Below are 17,047 nucleotides of genomic sequence, written 5' to 3' on the forward strand. Positions count from 1 at the left end.
TCTAATATTTCAAAAATATCGTATTAAACAGGACTAAATAGCTATAAATTAACGAAAAACACATCTTTTATCCTATTATCTGAAAGAGGATTCTTATCATTAATGTTGAATAGTAACTGTGTAAGCGCTTAAAAAATGGAGGTGTTACACATGTTAAGAAAGGTTAGTTTGATTTTTTTCGTAAGTTTACTAGTATTAGCAAGCTTTTTTAGTAACCATTTGTCTAGTTTTGCAGACAGTCCCACACAACAAATACGTATTGGTGTCGTACCATCTACTGAGTCCATTACCATCGGGAGTAATCAAGATTTTACGATTACGGATAAAGAAACAGGCGCAATTATTTACAGTGGTACTAGTGAAACGGTACAAGTTGAGCTTTCTCAGGCAGCATCTGTGGAAACGAATTACTGGCTGCAAACAGCTTGGACAACCAATGTCCCTTATATGCAGGATTGGTTAAATCGAGCAGAAATTGCTGGCTATGACACGTATGTGGAAGACTATAATAATGGCTGGCGTTTATTAATTGGTAAATTTCCTGCTAATGCCGGTTGGGGAGAACGAGAAGCTTTCCGCCAACAAATGATTGCTCAAGGGTTTGCTGCAAGTGATGCTTATTGGCGGTTAATAACCGTCTCATCTGGTGAATCAGAATTCCGCGTAATTGCAGAGGATTTTGAAACAGTTGTCCCCAATGCAATTCAGATTAGCTCCGAAAATGGATTCATTAAGATTGACGGAAAACAATACCGGGGAATTGGTGAAGTTGCCTTTAATAGCAGTGGTACACTAGCAGGTATTAATGAATTACCACTGGAGGAATATTTATATGGGGTTGTACCTTTGGAATTGCCACCAAATCCATATGGCGAGCTAGAAGCACAAAAAGCACAAGCCGTTGCAGCTAGAACTTACGCCATCTCTGGTCTAGGAAAGCGTAATGCGGATGGCTATGATTTACTCCCAACTACTTCTGATCAAGTATATGGGGGCTATGATGCGGAACAACCCGTTTCCACCCAAGCAGTCCAAGAAACCGCTGGGGTTGTTGCAACGTATAACGGTGACTTAATTAGCGCAGTCTACCATTCAACCTCAGGGGGATTTACAGCAAATAATGAAGATGTATGGAATTCTGACCCTGTGCCTTATTTGCGTGGAGTACCAGATTCGCAACGAGGAAAATCCTTCGAGCATGTACCAACCCTTGCAGTATTCAAAAACAGTGCCAATCCAAAGGCACTACGCGCAACAAGAAATGGTGACTTTGAAGCAGACTGGTCTCGCTACCATCGTTGGTATTTTGAATGGACAAAAGAAGAGATTAGTGAGGTGCTAAGTGACTATTTTAGCACCGATGTTGGAGAAGTCTATGAAATTAATGTGGTAGAACGTTCCAATTCCGGTAGAGTTCTAGAAATTGAATTCATAACAGAAAACGGTACCTTCTATGAATACAAAGATCAAATCCGCTGGGCATTAAAATACATTAATGCCAATGGCGCACAAAGTGTTTTACTCAGCACCCTCTTCTATATAGAGCCGGTAAACGATAAACGAACTAAAGAACTAACTGGCTTTGAAGTTTATGGCGGCGGCTGGGGTCACGGTGTCGGCATGTCACAAACCGGTGCAATGGGCATGGCCGTTAAAAACCGTACCTATGATCAAATTTTAAAGCATTATTATCAAGGGATTGAGTTAGAAGTATGGGATTAATGGTTTGAGTTAAAGGTAAAATTAAGGCTGGGGCATAAGCAAAATACGACCAACACTCAAATTTAGTGTAGGGCGTATACGTAGGTCCGGTGGGAAACTGGTAAGGTGGATACCCCAAAGGAGCAAACACCTGCCGCTAATTGCTTATGTCCAGCCTTGTTTATTTCAATCGAACCTTCAAGGCTTCTATCAAGCCTTCATCAGGAGTTAAACCAATCATGTTATAGGCAGCAAACACACTCCCCGCAACTGGTGGTAATTCAGGCAGCATAATCGCAATGGATGAACCCAGATCCTGTAGTTCCTCCCGGAGTAATACCGGAATAACACGCTTTGCTTGAAAAACACCACCACAAAGCACGACTGGAACTGGAGCAACTTCATCGTCATGAAATAATTTTCGGTATAGCACGCGAATACTGTCACCAACATCGGAAACGACTGCACGAACAATCTCACTTGAGACTTCATCTCCCTTTTCAAAAGCTCTCAGCACTAGTTCTGATACTGGAGCTATCTTAACTTTCGGATTATTAGCTTGATAGATTTTATCAATTAAGGAACGAGCATTATGAACCCCAAATCGATCGAAAAGTAGTTCCACTAAAATAGTGTCTTTCCCTCGACCATCCAGTCGTTTCAGAGCTGCACTTATCCCTCGTCTTCCAATATCATATCCGCTTCCCTCATCACCTACTAAATATCCCCAGCCACCAACACGATCCTGTTTCCCTTGACTAGTTATTCCATAGGTAATGGAACCAGTGCCACATATTTGAACGATGCCCGGCTTTCCAATTGTCCCGGAATACAATGCATTCAATGCATCGATTTCAACGCGAACTTCTGTGGTGTCCCCAACATATTTTAGTAGCAATCCTTCTAAATACTGCTTGGTTTCAGGACTCCCCGCACCAGAGATTCCTGCAAAAACAGCGTGTACCTCAGTAACTGTTATTTTCCGCCTCAAATCTCGAAAAATACTAGCAATCGTTTCCTCCAATTCTTGCTTCGATATCGTATTCGGATTGGTTGTTCCATATGTAGTACACATGTAAACATTCCCTTTTACATCGGCAACGACCACATCTGTCTTTGTCCCGCCGCCATCAATACCGACAACATATACCATCCTATTCACCTACTAGTAGAGTAAATATTTTTTTCTAATCGTGATAAATTCCTGTGCCGATGCCGAGAGCGACTCACGGAACGGCGCTGTATTCCCTTGCTCTACCTGATGTCTTAAATCATCTGTTCCTGCCAACAAATCGATAAAGTAGCGATTTGCTTTTCCTGCTGTTATATACGAAAACTCATCTGGGTAGCATTTGGCTAGTGTTTCTATCAAGTAAATTCCAATCTCAAATGGATTAATAATTCGATTAGCTAAATGTACCTGTACACCTTCACAGACTTCTCCCGCATGCTTGGAATACATCGGTTTAAACACTGTTGGGCGGAATAACACTCCCGCTAATGAAAGATTATTTAATTCGGTCGCTAATTTTCGTCCATCTACAAATGGTGCTCCGATTACTTCGAACGGTCTTGTTGTCCCTCTTCCTTCTGAAAAGTTAGTCCCTTCCACTAGACAGGTTCCAGGGTACAACAGACACATATCCATCGTCGTTGTATTCGGCGTAGGAGGCACCCAAAATAAATCTGTCTCATCAAAAAACATCCCCCGTTGCCAACCTTCCATTCCAATAACCTCGAGCTCGCACTCGATACCAAATTCATGCTTGAATAATACAGATAATTCCCCGATTGTCATCCCGTGTCGGACTGGCATAGGATATTGACCAACAAACGAACGGAAACGCTCTTCTACCAAATTTCCTTCAACTGATACACCATTAATCGGATTAGGACGATCTAGTACGATAACTTTTTTACCCATTTGCCCACAAATTTTCATCACATTTGCCAATGTATAAATAAACGTATAATACCGTGTACCAATATCCTGTAGGTCACAAACCATTACATCAACATTTTCTAGCATTGTGGTATTTGGTTTCTTATCCTTTGTATACAAGCTATATATTGGTACTCCCGTATACGAATCAATGCTGGAATCAACATGCTGGCCCTCTTGAACCTCTCCACGAAGACCATGCTCTGGTCCAAATAATGCCGTTAGTTGAATTGCGTCATGCTTATAAAATAAATCAATCGTTGCCTCAAGCTGATGATTAACCCCTGTTAAATTGGTTAACAGCCCTACTCGCTGCCCCTTGACGATGTTTGTATGCTTTTCAAGAAAAACCTCTAAGCCTACCTTCACAACACCACTCCCCAACAACTGTCTGAATTCATGTCTATCATACCATAACCAGGTCAATAACAATCGTAATTTTCAGTCACCTTATACATAACTGAAAGAAAGCATAAAAAAGAAGCCAAAATTGGCCTCTTCTAATGTTTGCTCACAGAATCCCGATAAACGATTTTATGTGGAATTATAATTCGTTTCGCAGGCTCATTTTTATTTATCGTTTTTTCAATCAGTACTTTCGCTGATTGAGCACCTAATTCTTGAATATGAATATCGACAGTCGTCAAGGCCGGTCTAGTAATCTCCGATAAGTAAACATTATTAAAACTAACCATCGAAACATCCTGCGGGACACGGATACCAGACTCTTCTAATCTACTTAACATTCCTAAACTGATTAAATCATCACTGACTACTAAGCCTGTTGGGATTGTTTCCAGGGAAAGTAAATGCTCCACTGCTTCTCGTCCACCCGATTTCAAAAACTGCGTGTGAATTTTATACGACTCCTGATTCGGAATTCCCGCTTCTCGTAATGCAGCTTCATAACCACCTTCACGTTCGCGCGTTACTAGCAACTCGCGAGAACCACCAATAAAGCCTATTCGTTCATGCCCCATTTCAATTAAGTGGGTTGTAATTTCCTTTCCAGCCTTGAAGTTATCATTATCCACATGGGTAATTTCTGTCTCAAAGCGGTCAGGTTTTCCAACTATGACAAACGGAAATCCCTGTTCACGTAAAAAGTTGGTCACCTTATCTTCTACACGAGAATAAAGTAAAATCACACCATCTACATAACTGCCATAAACCATTCGTTGAACTTCCTTAAATATTTCCTCCTCCGTTTCACCAGTCGAAAGAAACATTGAGTATGATACATCATGAATAACAGAGCTAATTCCTCGAAGTATTTCGGGGAAAAATGGATTTTGCAAAGCACGGTTTGCAGAAGATGGCATAATAACACCTATTGCTTTAGTAGACTTAGCAACTAGATTACGGGCATTAATATTCGGATGATAGCCTAATTCCTTCATCATCCTACGCACTTTTTTCTTCGTTTCTTCACTTATTCTAGGATTATTGGCAATCACACGAGAAACCGTAGAGGGTGATACACCACTTGCTTTTGCCACATCTTTTATTGTTACCATTTAATCACCCTCTAATTTACATTTTATCTTGCTATATTCTTCGATTTTTTCATGTTTACCACTTAAAAATTCTGTTTTAGTTCAACTCTTCTACATGATTTCAAGGTATGCAGACTGATCGTTTTCTGTCTGATTTAAAACCCTTACATTTACTTTATCGGCAGGTTACTTAATTTCTGAATCTGGCTTCTAAAAAAGCTATCCATACCATTTTAAAAAAGCAACCACATCGTAACAGCCTACACCAAAGTTGGTACATCATCAAATATCCCACATAATCGTATCTAAGCAGTAAGGGGACAAACTATTTTTGCCCCCTTTTTCCTAACCCTATTTAACTAGTTTATAAACTCTAGCTTCATATGGTTTAAGTATATTTTCTTTATTGTCATCGTAGTTACTTAATAATAACTCTTTTCGAGTATTGACGAATTCAGCTGGGAAGTCAAATACTACCTCTTCTTCAAATAAATTTGTCATAATTAATACCGCTTCATCACCTAAGGTACGCTTATACGCATAAATTTGATTGTGTTCTTCCATCACAATATCGTAGTTTCCATAGATAAGAACAGATTGCTCTTTTCGTAATTGGATTAGCTTTCGATAATAATGATAAATAGAATTTGGGTTCTTCATTTCGCTTTCTACATTGATTTCTGTGTAATTCGGATTTACCTTCATCCATGGTGTTCCATTAGAAAAACCTGCATTTTTCTCAATTGTCCATTGCATTGGTGTTCTCGAATTATCGCGACCTGTTTTCCAAATGACTTCCATGATTTCTAATTCAGGAGTTCCTTTTTCCAATTCATGAAAATAATAATTCCGCATCCCAACATCATCGTAATCATCAATCGATGGGAACTGGACATTGGTCATGCCGATCTCCTGACCTTGATAAATAAATGGTGTCCCTTGCATGAGAAAGTACATAGTAGCTAGACATTTGGCAGATTCTACTCGATATTCCCCACTGTTCCCCCAAGTAGAAACTGATCTTGGTTGGTCATGATTTTCAAGGAATAGAGCATTCCAGCCTACACCTTCAAGTCCCTTTTGCCATTTAGTCATTGTCTGTTTCAATGCATGGATATCGATGCCTGTTTTCGTATTTTTTCCCCAGAGGTCTAAATGTTCGAATTGGAAAATCATATCGAACTTCCCGTTTTTCTCTCCTACCCATTCCTCTGCTTGCTCAATACTTACACCATTTGCTTCTCCAACTGTCATAATGTCATAGTTCGCAAAGGTTTTCTGCTTTAACTCTTCCAAATATACTTGAATTCCTTCACGGTTCATGTGACCATCAAAGGATGGAACATATTGCTTATTTTCTGGGTTTGGTAAATCCGGAAATCCTGGAATCTTTTTAATATGGGAAATCGCATCCACACGAAATCCATCGATACCTTTATCAAGCCACCAATTTACCATATTATATAAATCATTACGAACAGCTGGATTTTCCCAGTTTAAATCGGGCTGTTTCGTAGAGAATACATGTAGGAAATATTCATTTGTTTTCTCGTCATATTTCCATGCGGAACCACCAAATATAGATTCCCAATTATTCGGCTCCTTTCCGTCCTTACCAGGATGCCATAAATAGTAGTCTCTGTAAGGGTTATCCTTGGAAGAACGTGATTCGATGAACCAAGGGTGTTCGTCTGATGTATGATTAATTACTAAATCCATGATTAATCTCATATCACGTCGGTGTACCTCGGATAAAAGCAAATCAAAATCCTCCATCGTTCCGAATTCATCCATAATAGCTTGATAATCACTTATATCGTAGCCGTTATCATCATTGGGAGATTGATAGATTGGGCTCATCCAAATGACATCGATACCGAGATTTTTAAGATAATCAAGTTTTGAGATGACGCCTTGGATGTCGCCGATGCCATCTCCGTTTGAGTCCATAAAACTTCGTGGATATACTTGATAAGCGACTGCTTCCTTCCACCATACTTTTTTCATGAAAATTCTCCTTGCTAATCATATTCTTGTTGATGAAATATAGCTATCGGAAGTGGGGTCAGTTTTTATACTGACCGTTGGATTCCTGTTTATAAATAGAATGTTTTGTTTGCATTACTGTTACTTGTATTCGTTAGTCTCTTCTACAATGTCTTCGCTATCGTGAAAACGTGTTTTGGCGAATACAATCAATAGCATGATAACAAAGCCAAGTGTTTGGGTCATAATCATAACGATAATGTCGAATTGAATGAATCCTATTATCAATGCGATAACTGTCGATAGTCCAATGGTGTTCACGATTAGATTTACCGATTCTTTATATGTCTTAATTGATGAAAGCTGTCCTTTTTTGGTTAGGTACACAAATACTGCCGCACCTAAGCAAATGAAAACGATGCTTACTAGTAATAAGATAAATACCGACATCAATAAGCTTCCAACAATGAAGCTCTTGTTTTGAATAAACCATTGCTCCGAGATTTTCGTCTGTAAGCCTTCCACACTAGTTACGCCATCCATAGAGAAATCCTCTGTGTACATTACTCGTGTAACAGGATTGTCTCCTTCCTTGATGACAAGTTCATTCTCTAAGAAAAGTAGCGCATTTTCCTTCTGTAATGCCGACCTTTCCTCAGCATTTGATACATTTCCCCCAACAACGCCATTCTCACGTTCGAAATAGAATTGCTGGTTCGCTATCATTGCTCCCTGTGAAAATTCCACTTCCTGTAATGCGGTTACAACAGATTCGTCCACTAGCTCAAACGCATTCGGAAATGTTTCTTGAACCGGATAAGAATCCATTTTTGCAAGATTAATCGATAATGGAATCATCATTAACCCATTCAGAAATAAGAAGATGATAACTATCTGGAACCAATTTAATTGCTTTCTGCCCTTAAAGATGTTCGTCGGTGTCGTTATGCTTTTAAAATAGTTCAGTGGAAATATATCTGTTCTCATGTATTCACATCATTTCTATAAAATTAACTCTCATGCTGTATTACTATCCTTTAGTTCCACCAGAAGTTAGGCCAGCAACAAAATGCTTTTGCAGCATAAAGAATAATACGGAAATTGGAACTGCAATTAAAATCGCACCCGCCGCAAACAATGCTACTTTTTGGTTTTGCGGGTTGTTAATAAAGGTTTGCAGACCTATCGCTACCGTATAATTTTCTGGTGTACGAAGCAAGAACTTCGCAAGCATATATTCACCAAATGGTGTCATAAACGCCCATAAGGATTGCACAGCTATCATCGGTTTTACTAGTGGTAATACAATTTGTGCAAAAATCCTTAAATGTCCAGCACCATCTAACTTAGCCGATTCATCCAAATCGTATGGTACTGTATCGAAGTAACCTTTCATTAACCAAGTATTCATCGGAATACCGCCACCTATATAAAGGAACATCAGGAACCAGCTTTGGTCTAAAGCACCTAACAGTAACGCCATAACATAGAACGCCGTTAATGCTGCGGTAGTCGGTACCATTTGAACGATTAAGAAGAACATTAAACTCTTTTTACGACCAACAAAACGGTATCTACTATACGTATAACCTGCTAATGTAATTACTGTTACTTGGACTACCATTGTAACCAATGCGATAATCAACGTATTCCAATACCATTCCCCGTACAATGTCTCACTAAAGAGTCGACTAAAGTTACTTAACGTCCAATTTGCATCAAAGCTTAAATCAAATGCGGTTAGATTTCCAGCCTTAAATGCTGAGCTTGCCGTAATTAATAGTGGATAAATAATGATTACGGCTAGTAGAATTAAATAGAAATACGTAAATAGTTTCGTAAGCAACCGGGAGGTTTTTTGGGACTTCACTAATTTGCTCATCATTAATCCCCCATTTCAAATGCTTTCGTTTTCTTAAAGATAATTAACGATATTACAATGACAAACATGGAAATAAACAAGGTTACTGCCGACGCAACAGAATATTGCGGTGAAGTTCCTGTTGTCAATTTATAAATCCACGAGATTAAAATATCCGTTGATCCAGCACCCGCACCGATACTTCCTGGACCACCCTCATTAAATAGATAAATCATAGAGAAGTTATTAAAGTTACCTGTGTATTGCGTAATGAAAATTGGTGCCGCAATCATGAATACTGTAGGCATGGTAATATGTCTGAATCGTTGCAGAACACCCGCTCCATCAATTCTAGCTGCCTCATATTGTTCCTCAGGAATGGACTGCAATATACCCGAGACAAGTACATAAATGAACGGAAAGCCTAGCCAGCCCTGTATCATAATAATCGCAATCTTTGTCCAAAACGGATCCGTCTTCCATGGTAAGCTACCAATATCAACGAATGGAATTAACGCATCAATCAATGGAATTACTTGGGTATTCATTGCTCCAATACTATCATTAAACATGTTTGAAAAACTCATAATTGTGATAAACGCTGGAACTGCCCACGGTAATAAGAAAATAATTCCGAATAACCGCTTGAATTTAATAAACTTTTGATTCAGAACAACGGCGGTAAATACACCAATTGTTATCTGAAGTGTTGTTGCGGCAACAGTCCAAATGACTGTCCACCCAAACACTGCCAAGAATGTATCACGATAGGAGCTTAAGAAAAAGATATTGGTAAAGTTTTGAAAACCTGCCCAATCAATAAGCTTCGCTGGTGGAATATGATAGAAGTCATAATTCGTAAATGCAATAAATATCGTTACTAATACTGGGAATACAATTGCGAAAATCATGGCAATGTATGCCGGAATTGTAAATAAATAAGGGAAACCATGATCTGCAAGATTTAACAGAATTGATTTCGTTGAGGTATTAACTTTTTGCGTTTCTACCCATTGTTTGGCAACCTTTTTTGCATCATTAATATTAATGGCATAAAACAATATGAATAATAACAAAACTAATAGCTGTAATGAACCTTCAATTAAGATAAATAGAGAGTGATCGACACCTGGTGTACTACCAAGAGTGATTAATCCTACTAATGCTTCCCCTCCATAACCAATCATCTCTACTATAAACAAAGCAAAAATGAGTAGAAATACAATTCCTTTAAACAGCTGTTTGTTATATAGTTGGCCCAAGCCTGGAATTATAGAGAGCAATGTTGCAGTTCTCACACGCTTTTTGTCAGTTTCTTTATACTCCACAATAATCTCACTCCCTTTAAAAATAAACTGAGGCAGAGAAACGTATCTCTGCCAAAGTTTCATTTTACATTATTAGTATTTTTGAGAAATGTTTTCACTAATAACGTTCACTGCATCATTTGCTGCTTCTTCTGCTGTCTTATTACCAGAAGCCGCATCAAACATTAATGTTGCTGCACCAGTCCAAACTTCGGCCATTTGTGGAATGTTTGGCATAGGAATTGCATTATTATATTGGTTGATTACTGCAGTTGTTAGCTCATCTCCTGCTTCACTAACTGTAGCTCTTGTCATTTGGTTCGCAGGAACTTCACCTTTATCATCATATAATTTTTGTTGATTTTCTTGATTTGTAACAAAGTCTAACCATTTAGCAGCGGCATCTGCATCTTTCGCATAAGCACTTGCAATCCACGCTTTACCACCAGCAAATGGTTGATATTCTTCACCATTTGGTAATGTTGGGATCATTGATACGCCATAGTTCACACCAGCTTCTTTGTAGTTAGAAGCAGACCATGGTCCACCAATAATTGCAGCAGCTTTACCAGTAGTAAATTGCTCATCAATAAAGTTACCAGCAGTTGTTGCATCTAACATACCTTGTGGCCATTTATTGAACCATTCTGTTGCATATTCAATACCTTCAATTGCACCATCTGTGTTTAACCCTACATCTTCAGGGTTTGTTCCATTCTCACCAAACACATAACCACCATAAGCAGATAGTAAACCGTATGTGCTATAGAAATCCAACCAGTTTGCTAAGAATGCTGTGCTTCTTCCACTTTCAGATTCAAATGCAAAACGGTCATCTTCCGTTAACGCTTCCAATTCTTCGAAAGTAGCTGGAGCTTGATCAATTAAATCTTTGTTGTAGTAAAGAATTAGCGATTCAATTACGAATGGAGCTCCGTAAGTTTTGTCATCTATTGTAACTTGTTGCTTATCTAAATCATCATAACGACCATCATCTGGGAATGCATATTCCGCAAGATGTCCTTGTTGCCCTAAGTTACCTACTCTATCATAAGGAGCAATCATAACATCTGGAGCTATTCCAGCTGGTCCATCTAATGGTAACGCTTCTAGAGTTTCGAATAAATCTCTTTCTGTAACGGTAACATCAATACCAGTTTCATCTTCAAAAGCAGGAACAAGCTCATTAACATAATCAATATAACCTGCTTCAACTCCGATTTCTAATGTGCCAGCACTTTCTCCACCATCTGTAGAGCTATTGCCTTCTTCCTTATCCCCGCCACAAGCTGCTAAAGCGAATAAACTAACTAACATAACGATTAAAGCGAATTTTTTCATAATAAGTAATCCTCTCTTTCATTTTTAGTTAAATCCTTTAACTAGAAGCTTCTATTTTTATTAATCTGTAAAACTACTAATCTTGTAAGGCACATGCTTCTTGACATTTTTTAGTACCGCGAAGGATATCTATTTTTCTATCATCTTCATTTGGTAACCAAAATTATATCAATCACCATAAGCTTCCCCCTTTTATAATTTGTTTCACGATTAAAGTGTGAAAACGTTTGCGCAACCTTACAAAATTATTGTAACGGTTTTATTTAAAAAATGCAATCGTTTTCATAAATATTTTTTTCTTTGAAACTTGTAGTTGACTTTCTAAAACGATTGCCTTACATTAATGGTATAACTTGAGGGCAATGCATTGTTCGATACAACAACCCCGTTTACTACTACAGTAAGCGGGGTTGTTTTTTTCATTAGTAAACTACTATCATTTAAAAAGGAGAAGGATAAGATGATTAAAGAAGCAATTTTCCACCGTCCAAAAAACAACTTTGCCTATGCGTATGACAAGGATACCTTGCACATTATGCTTCAATCGAAAAAAGACGATTTACAAAGCGTAGAGCTTCTATTCGGTGACCCATATGACTGGGTTAATGAAAAATGGCAAACCCAACGTAGGCCTATGAGAAAATCTGGTTCAACATCTCTCTATGATTACTGGACAATCGATGTCGAGCCCGAATTCCATCGGATGCGCTATGCCTTTGCATGTATAGATGGAGAAGAAACCTACTTCTATACGGAAAGAGGTTTTTTCAATACTGCTCCTGCTGACATCGGAAACTACTTCTGTTTCCCGTATCTTAATAATGTTGACGTTTTTTCTGCCCCGACTTGGGTGAAAGACACGGTATGGTATCAAATTTTCCCCGAACGTTTTGGCAATGGGGATGAATCGATAAACCCAGAAGGAACTTTACCTTGGGGTAGTGCAGATCCAACACCAACGAATTTCTTCGGTGGTGACTTCCAAGGCGTTATTGATCACCTTGATCACCTTGTTGAATTAGGGATTAGTGGTATTTATTTCACACCAATCTTTAAAGCCTATTCCAATCATAAATATGACACCATTGATTATATGGAAATCGATCCACAGTTTGGTGATAAAGAAACGTTTCGCAAGCTGGTTCAGGAGTGCCATAACCGTGGTATCCGTGTCATGTTAGATGCTGTATTTAATCATAGTGGCTATTATTTCCCAGCATTTCAGGATGTTTTAGAAAAGCAGGATAAATCCAATTATAAAAATTGGTTCCATCTTTGGGACTTCCCAGTTGTAACGGAGCCAAAGCCTAATTATGATACATTTGCTTTCACACCTTTCATGCCTAAGTTAAATACAGAAAATGCTGCGGTAAAAGCATATCTCTTAGAAGTTGCTCGCTATTGGGTGGAGGAATTCGATATTGATGGCTGGCGTTTAGATGTAGCCAATGAAGTCGATCATGCTTTCTGGAGAGAGTTCCGGAATGTCGTCAAAAACGCAAAGCCTGATGCTTACATCTTAGGGGAAATCTGGCATGACTCGATGCCTTGGTTACAAGGGGATCAATTTGATGCCGTTATGAACTATCCGTTCACAACTAGTGCAATCGATTTCCTAGCGAAGGATTCCATTACTGCCACAGAATTTGTGGACTCCATTGTCAATGTGTTGCATATGTATCCTAAAAATGTCAATGAAGTAGCGTTTAACCTGTTAGACAGTCACGATACACCTAGGATTCTTACACTAGCAAATGGAAATCATGACCGCGTAAAGCTATTGTATTTAATTCAGCTTAGCTTTATCGGATCACCATGTATTTATTATGGTGATGAAATCGGCATGGATGGCGGCCAAGATCCCGGCTGTCGAGCTTGTATGGAATGGGATATCGCAAAACAGGATAGAGTGTTATTCACGTACGTGCAGACATTGCTAAAATGGCGAAAAGAAGAATCCGTCTTCGGGAACCATGCGGATATCCGCTTCATCCACGCAGACAATGAAAAGAATTATGTTATTTATGAGAAATTCAATTCCGAAAAACGTCTTATTTTCGTCGTAAATAATAGTGCGAACGAAATTGAAGTGCCGGTAAATCAAGTATTAAAGACGGATAAAACGGTAGTTGAATGGCATGTTGAGAACGATACAAAACAATCGGTACAAGTATCTAATACGATTGCTGTTAACGGTCTTGGCTACAGGATATTTGAAGTATAATATAAGGAAAACACCCATAATCGACTCAATAATTATGGGTGTTTTCCTTATGGTTTTACCTTTTTCCTTTTGACTATTAAGAAAACTATACCAAGAATGATGACTAGTCCCCCTGTTCCTACAACCCAACTAGTCATTCCCATTAACTGTGCTTCCTCATCTTCTATAACAAAAATTTCTGCTGATTCACTTGATGTACGAATCACATATCCATCAGAATTTCCCGAAATGATGCCTTCACCTAAAACTGCTCGCAATTGTTGATTCGCTTCAATCATATCATTTGTCATAGTAACGGTTTGATCTGCCGTTGTATTGTTGATCGCTACAAGCATACTTTGCTCAGCATCGCTCCGTTTAAATACTGTCATCCCTGCTTGATCAAGTAATAATTCATAATCTCCCCGAGATAATGCAGGATACTCCTGACGAATCTTACCTAGCTCAGAAATATACGAGACCAGTTCATGGTCCTGAAATTCCATCATCCTTCTGTTATCAGGGTCTTCTCCACCATCCATAGCGATTTCGGTCCCATAGTAAACAATTGGGATACCGGGGGCAGTATACAAGTACGTTAAGGCTTGCTTTAAACGAGATACTGGATCTTGGTCTTTCTCAATAGCTAGTCGTGTAAATCGTTTGTTATCATGATTATCAATAAAATTCCCAAGAATAGAAGGGTTCTCGTAAAGTACCGCATTTCGTTGCCAAATCCCATTCATGTATTTACCAATTGCTTGGTCAGGACTACTAAAAATTCGAGTTGCTTCATTGTAAAATGGATAATCGACAAAAGAATCAATCCCAGTTTTGGCATAATCGGCAACATACGTAGGATCATTATGCCAAACTTCACCGATTAAGAAAAAGTCCTCTTTTACCGCTTTTACTTCCTTCGAAAAATCCTCCCAGAAATCTTTTGGTACATGCTTTACAGTGTCTAACCGGTACCCATCGATGTCTGTTTCCTCAATCCACCATTTTGCCATATCAAGTAAATATTCTCGCACTTCCGGGTTTTCCTGCGCTAAGTCCGGCAATCCTGCTAGTCTACCAGTCTCTATTAAGTTTTGGTCATTAGAATTTAAGATTGGCTTATCTTCATGGAACCAGTCATGTTTGTCTGGATCACTTAGCCATGGATGCTCATAACCAGTATGATTTACCACTAGGTCCAAAATAATTTTAATGTCCCTATTATGTGCCTCTTGGACGAGCAATTTAAATTCATCCAATGTGCCAAAATGCTCTTCTACCTCGTAGAAATCCTCTGTCCAGTAACCATGGTATCCTTTTGCTTCATTGTTAACAATTGGCGTTAACCAAATTGCTGTAAATCCCATTTCCTTTATATAATCGAGCTTTTCCATTATTCCTTGGAAATCCCCACCATGATAGGCGCTTGGGTCACTGGAATCTACTTGATAGTCATTCGCTGTATCGCCATTATTAAAACGATCGATCATCACAAAATAGATAATTTCATCCTGCCAAGTACTTGCTTTTTGTTCAGCCGCATGGACTGGCGCTACACTACCAATTACTAACAATACCAAAATGAAAGCGATTAACTTTTCCCACATAAAAAGTCCCCCCTGCTATACTCCAAATCATTCTATCCTATTATTCTTTATTTGTGTACTGGCAAAGTATAGTATACCTATAAAAATAGGATAGAGATGACTTACAAGAAGCCTTCTCTACCCTTAATTACTAGCTATTTTTACTTTTGAACGAAATACTATTTTCTCATCCCGCTTACGTAAACCTTCGATGTAAATCATTTGATTTTCAACGGAAGATAAGTCCTTCTTCAAAACTAATGTGTCTCCAGGTAACACCTCGTTTAAATAATTCACTTCTATAGAACTTATATGATAGACTTGGTGCTCCTCTACTGAAAAACAGTCCATCATATAATCCACATATCGAGAATTATTCAAGTGACCATTAAAGTCAATATCACTATACCCAATCGTTTTTAGATAGGCTGTGTCTAAGTTTTCCGAACCCTTTAGCTTACCAAGTGTAATATCCATTGCCCTTTCCGTGACGACATACGGATATTGAAGTGAAATCGTATCACTTCGTTTTAACCTACGTTTTGCAATATCCATTACCACCCAAACTGAGACCGCTCGAGCAATAATTTCACCTTGCTGATCTCGCACAAGAAAATCACGTTCGAATTCGAGTTTCCCCGGTTCTAATGGCCATGTTTCAATGGTGATTTCCTCATCTAATTTCGGATTTCGGATAACATCCACTCGAATTTGCATTAAGATCCAAGCAACCCCATACTTCTGCTCCAGATCTTGGATACTTGCACCGAGATTTTCAGCGGCCAAATTCGCTACATCCTGAAAATAACCAAACAACGTACTTAGTCTTAGCTCCTTCTTTAAATCAACATCCCGTAAATCAATATGATAGTTCTTTTTGTAAATCATTGATGGTTCCATCTAATCGCTCCCAAAAACAAAAATAATATCGAATGAACTATATCTTATCCGCTAAGTCAGCACTTTGAATCTTTACCGTGTTTATTCTCCTATTTTTATATTTTTCAATCTGTAAATCTCTTTGCAAGTCTTGATTTTCTACGATTAAATTATTCTTTTCATATGTAAGCTTCTCTATCTTATGTTCTAATTCGGCAATTTTATATAGTGCTGGTTTTGATAGAATTGTATCATTACCCTTATCATACTCTTTTTCTAGTATATGGTTAACTTCTATTTCTTTTTGCAGCTGCAGATTTTCATCTTTTAATTGTACATTTTCTTTTTTTAGTCGTTTCAGTCTCTCCTCCAACGCCAAAACTCTGTTATCGTCATGAACCGTATAGATATTCTTGATTTCCCGATCCATTTGGTTATGTATTGATTGCTTCATTATTTCTTGGTCGTTTATTTTTTTTCCATTACTCTTAATGATAGACCTACCAGTTGATGAGATAGCGAAAAGTTCAGGTCCGACCTCAATAATTAATGTTTGTTGTTTCATCATCTCGATTAGTTTGCTAAGTGTGATTTTTTCAATATCAAGTTTAGCTAGTAATTCCACCATTTGTAGGGGTCCATTAATTTCTAATAGCTTTAAGAGCATGGTTGATTTTTCGGTATTCAAGGATTTCACTTCCTTTTTAAATTCAAAAAAACATAATACAACTATAAAATAAATGTA

The 17,047-nt window shown here is 38.3% G+C and carries 13 protein-coding genes; 2 read left to right on the forward strand and 11 right to left on the reverse strand.

Annotation, left to right across the window (positions count from 1 at the left end; all coding sequences use genetic code 11):
* The first annotated feature begins 150 nt into the window (after nucleotides 1-150).
* Complete coding sequence (locus JF53_RS07025) at nucleotides 151-1,722, forward strand: SpoIID/LytB domain-containing protein (RefSeq protein WP_047980614.1); 1,572 nt, start codon at nucleotides 151-153, stop codon at nucleotides 1,720-1,722.
* A gap of 160 nt (nucleotides 1,723-1,882) precedes the next feature.
* Here the strand turns inward: JF53_RS07025 and JF53_RS07030 are convergent, their stop codons facing one another.
* From JF53_RS07030 to JF53_RS07065, 8 genes are all read right to left on the reverse strand, one after another.
* A complete protein-coding gene (locus tag JF53_RS07030; protein WP_047980613.1) occupies nucleotides 1,883-2,854 on the reverse strand; it encodes an N-acetylglucosamine kinase in 972 nt (323 codons plus the stop codon).
* 12 nt (nucleotides 2,855-2,866) lie between these two features.
* Nucleotides 2,867-4,012, reverse strand: coding sequence for an exo-beta-N-acetylmuramidase NamZ family protein (locus JF53_RS07035; RefSeq protein WP_053071866.1), 1,146 nt, complete (start codon nucleotides 4,010-4,012; stop codon nucleotides 2,867-2,869).
* 131 nt (nucleotides 4,013-4,143) lie between these two features.
* Nucleotides 4,144-5,160: a LacI family DNA-binding transcriptional regulator gene (locus JF53_RS07040; protein WP_047980612.1), complete on the reverse strand. Its 1,017-nt coding sequence runs from the start codon at nucleotides 5,158-5,160 to the stop codon at nucleotides 4,144-4,146.
* Between the two features lie 330 nt (nucleotides 5,161-5,490).
* Entirely contained in the window at nucleotides 5,491-7,146 is a 1,656-nt protein-coding gene (locus JF53_RS07045; RefSeq protein ID WP_047980611.1) for a glycoside hydrolase family 13 protein, read from the reverse strand.
* Between the two features lie 120 nt (nucleotides 7,147-7,266).
* Nucleotides 7,267-8,112: a component of transporter gene (locus JF53_RS07050; RefSeq protein ID WP_047980610.1), complete on the reverse strand. Its 846-nt coding sequence runs from the start codon at nucleotides 8,110-8,112 to the stop codon at nucleotides 7,267-7,269.
* Between the two features lie 43 nt (nucleotides 8,113-8,155).
* A complete protein-coding gene (locus JF53_RS07055; protein WP_047980609.1) occupies nucleotides 8,156-9,007 on the reverse strand; it encodes a sugar ABC transporter permease in 852 nt (283 codons plus the stop codon).
* Nucleotides 9,008-9,009: 2 nt separating this feature from the next.
* Nucleotides 9,010-10,314 (reverse strand): carbohydrate ABC transporter permease, encoded by a 1,305-nt coding sequence (locus JF53_RS07060; protein ID WP_047980608.1) that lies wholly within the window; start codon nucleotides 10,312-10,314, stop codon nucleotides 9,010-9,012.
* A gap of 72 nt (nucleotides 10,315-10,386) precedes the next feature.
* On the reverse strand, nucleotides 10,387-11,634 hold the full coding sequence (locus tag JF53_RS07065) for an extracellular solute-binding protein (protein ID WP_047980607.1): 1,248 nt from the start codon (nucleotides 11,632-11,634) through the stop codon (nucleotides 10,387-10,389).
* Nucleotides 11,635-12,094: 460 nt separating this feature from the next.
* On the opposite strand from JF53_RS07065, the gene JF53_RS07070 reads away from it, so the two are divergent.
* Nucleotides 12,095-13,858: a glycoside hydrolase family 13 protein gene (locus tag JF53_RS07070; RefSeq protein WP_047980606.1), complete on the forward strand. Its 1,764-nt coding sequence runs from the start codon at nucleotides 12,095-12,097 to the stop codon at nucleotides 13,856-13,858.
* A 47-nt stretch (nucleotides 13,859-13,905) separates the two neighbouring features.
* Here JF53_RS07070 and JF53_RS07075 read toward each other — a convergent pair whose 3' ends face one another.
* From JF53_RS07075 to JF53_RS07085, 3 genes are all read right to left on the reverse strand, one after another.
* Nucleotides 13,906-15,444, reverse strand: a complete 1,539-nt coding sequence (locus JF53_RS07075; RefSeq protein WP_047980605.1) for an alpha-amylase family glycosyl hydrolase — start codon at nucleotides 15,442-15,444, stop codon at nucleotides 13,906-13,908.
* A gap of 123 nt (nucleotides 15,445-15,567) precedes the next feature.
* Nucleotides 15,568-16,323, reverse strand: coding sequence for an acyl-[acyl-carrier-protein] thioesterase (locus JF53_RS07080; RefSeq protein ID WP_047980604.1), 756 nt, complete (start codon nucleotides 16,321-16,323; stop codon nucleotides 15,568-15,570).
* Nucleotides 16,324-16,360: 37 nt separating this feature from the next.
* Nucleotides 16,361-16,990, reverse strand: a complete 630-nt coding sequence (locus tag JF53_RS07085) for a hypothetical protein (RefSeq protein ID WP_047980603.1) — start codon at nucleotides 16,988-16,990, stop codon at nucleotides 16,361-16,363.
* Nucleotides 16,991-17,047 lie beyond the last annotated feature (57 nt).

This window comes from Ornithinibacillus contaminans (assembly GCF_001038425.2).
In the GTDB taxonomy this organism is placed as follows: domain Bacteria; phylum Bacillota; class Bacilli; order Bacillales; family Amphibacillaceae; genus Ornithinibacillus; species Ornithinibacillus contaminans.

Coding starts and splice junctions, on each gene's coding strand:
- JF53_RS07025 (WP_047980614.1), top strand. CDS start 151: ATGTTAAGAAAGGTTAGTTTGATTTTTTTCGTAAGTTTACTAGTATTA.
- JF53_RS07030 (WP_047980613.1), bottom strand. CDS start 2,854: ATGGTATATGTTGTCGGTATTGATGGCGGCGGGACAAAGACAGATGTG.
- JF53_RS07040 (WP_047980612.1), bottom strand. CDS start 5,160: ATGGTAACAATAAAAGATGTGGCAAAAGCAAGTGGTGTATCACCCTCT.
- JF53_RS07045 (WP_047980611.1), bottom strand. CDS start 7,146: ATGAAAAAAGTATGGTGGAAGGAAGCAGTCGCTTATCAAGTATATCCA.
- JF53_RS07050 (WP_047980610.1), bottom strand. CDS start 8,112: ATGAGAACAGATATATTTCCACTGAACTATTTTAAAAGCATAACGACA.
- JF53_RS07055 (WP_047980609.1), bottom strand. CDS start 9,007: ATGAGCAAATTAGTGAAGTCCCAAAAAACCTCCCGGTTGCTTACGAAA.
- JF53_RS07065 (WP_047980607.1), bottom strand. CDS start 11,634: ATGAAAAAATTCGCTTTAATCGTTATGTTAGTTAGTTTATTCGCTTTA.
- JF53_RS07070 (WP_047980606.1), top strand. CDS start 12,095: ATGATTAAAGAAGCAATTTTCCACCGTCCAAAAAACAACTTTGCCTAT.
- JF53_RS07075 (WP_047980605.1), bottom strand. CDS start 15,444: ATGTGGGAAAAGTTAATCGCTTTCATTTTGGTATTGTTAGTAATTGGT.
- JF53_RS07080 (WP_047980604.1), bottom strand. CDS start 16,323: ATGGAACCATCAATGATTTACAAAAAGAACTATCATATTGATTTACGG.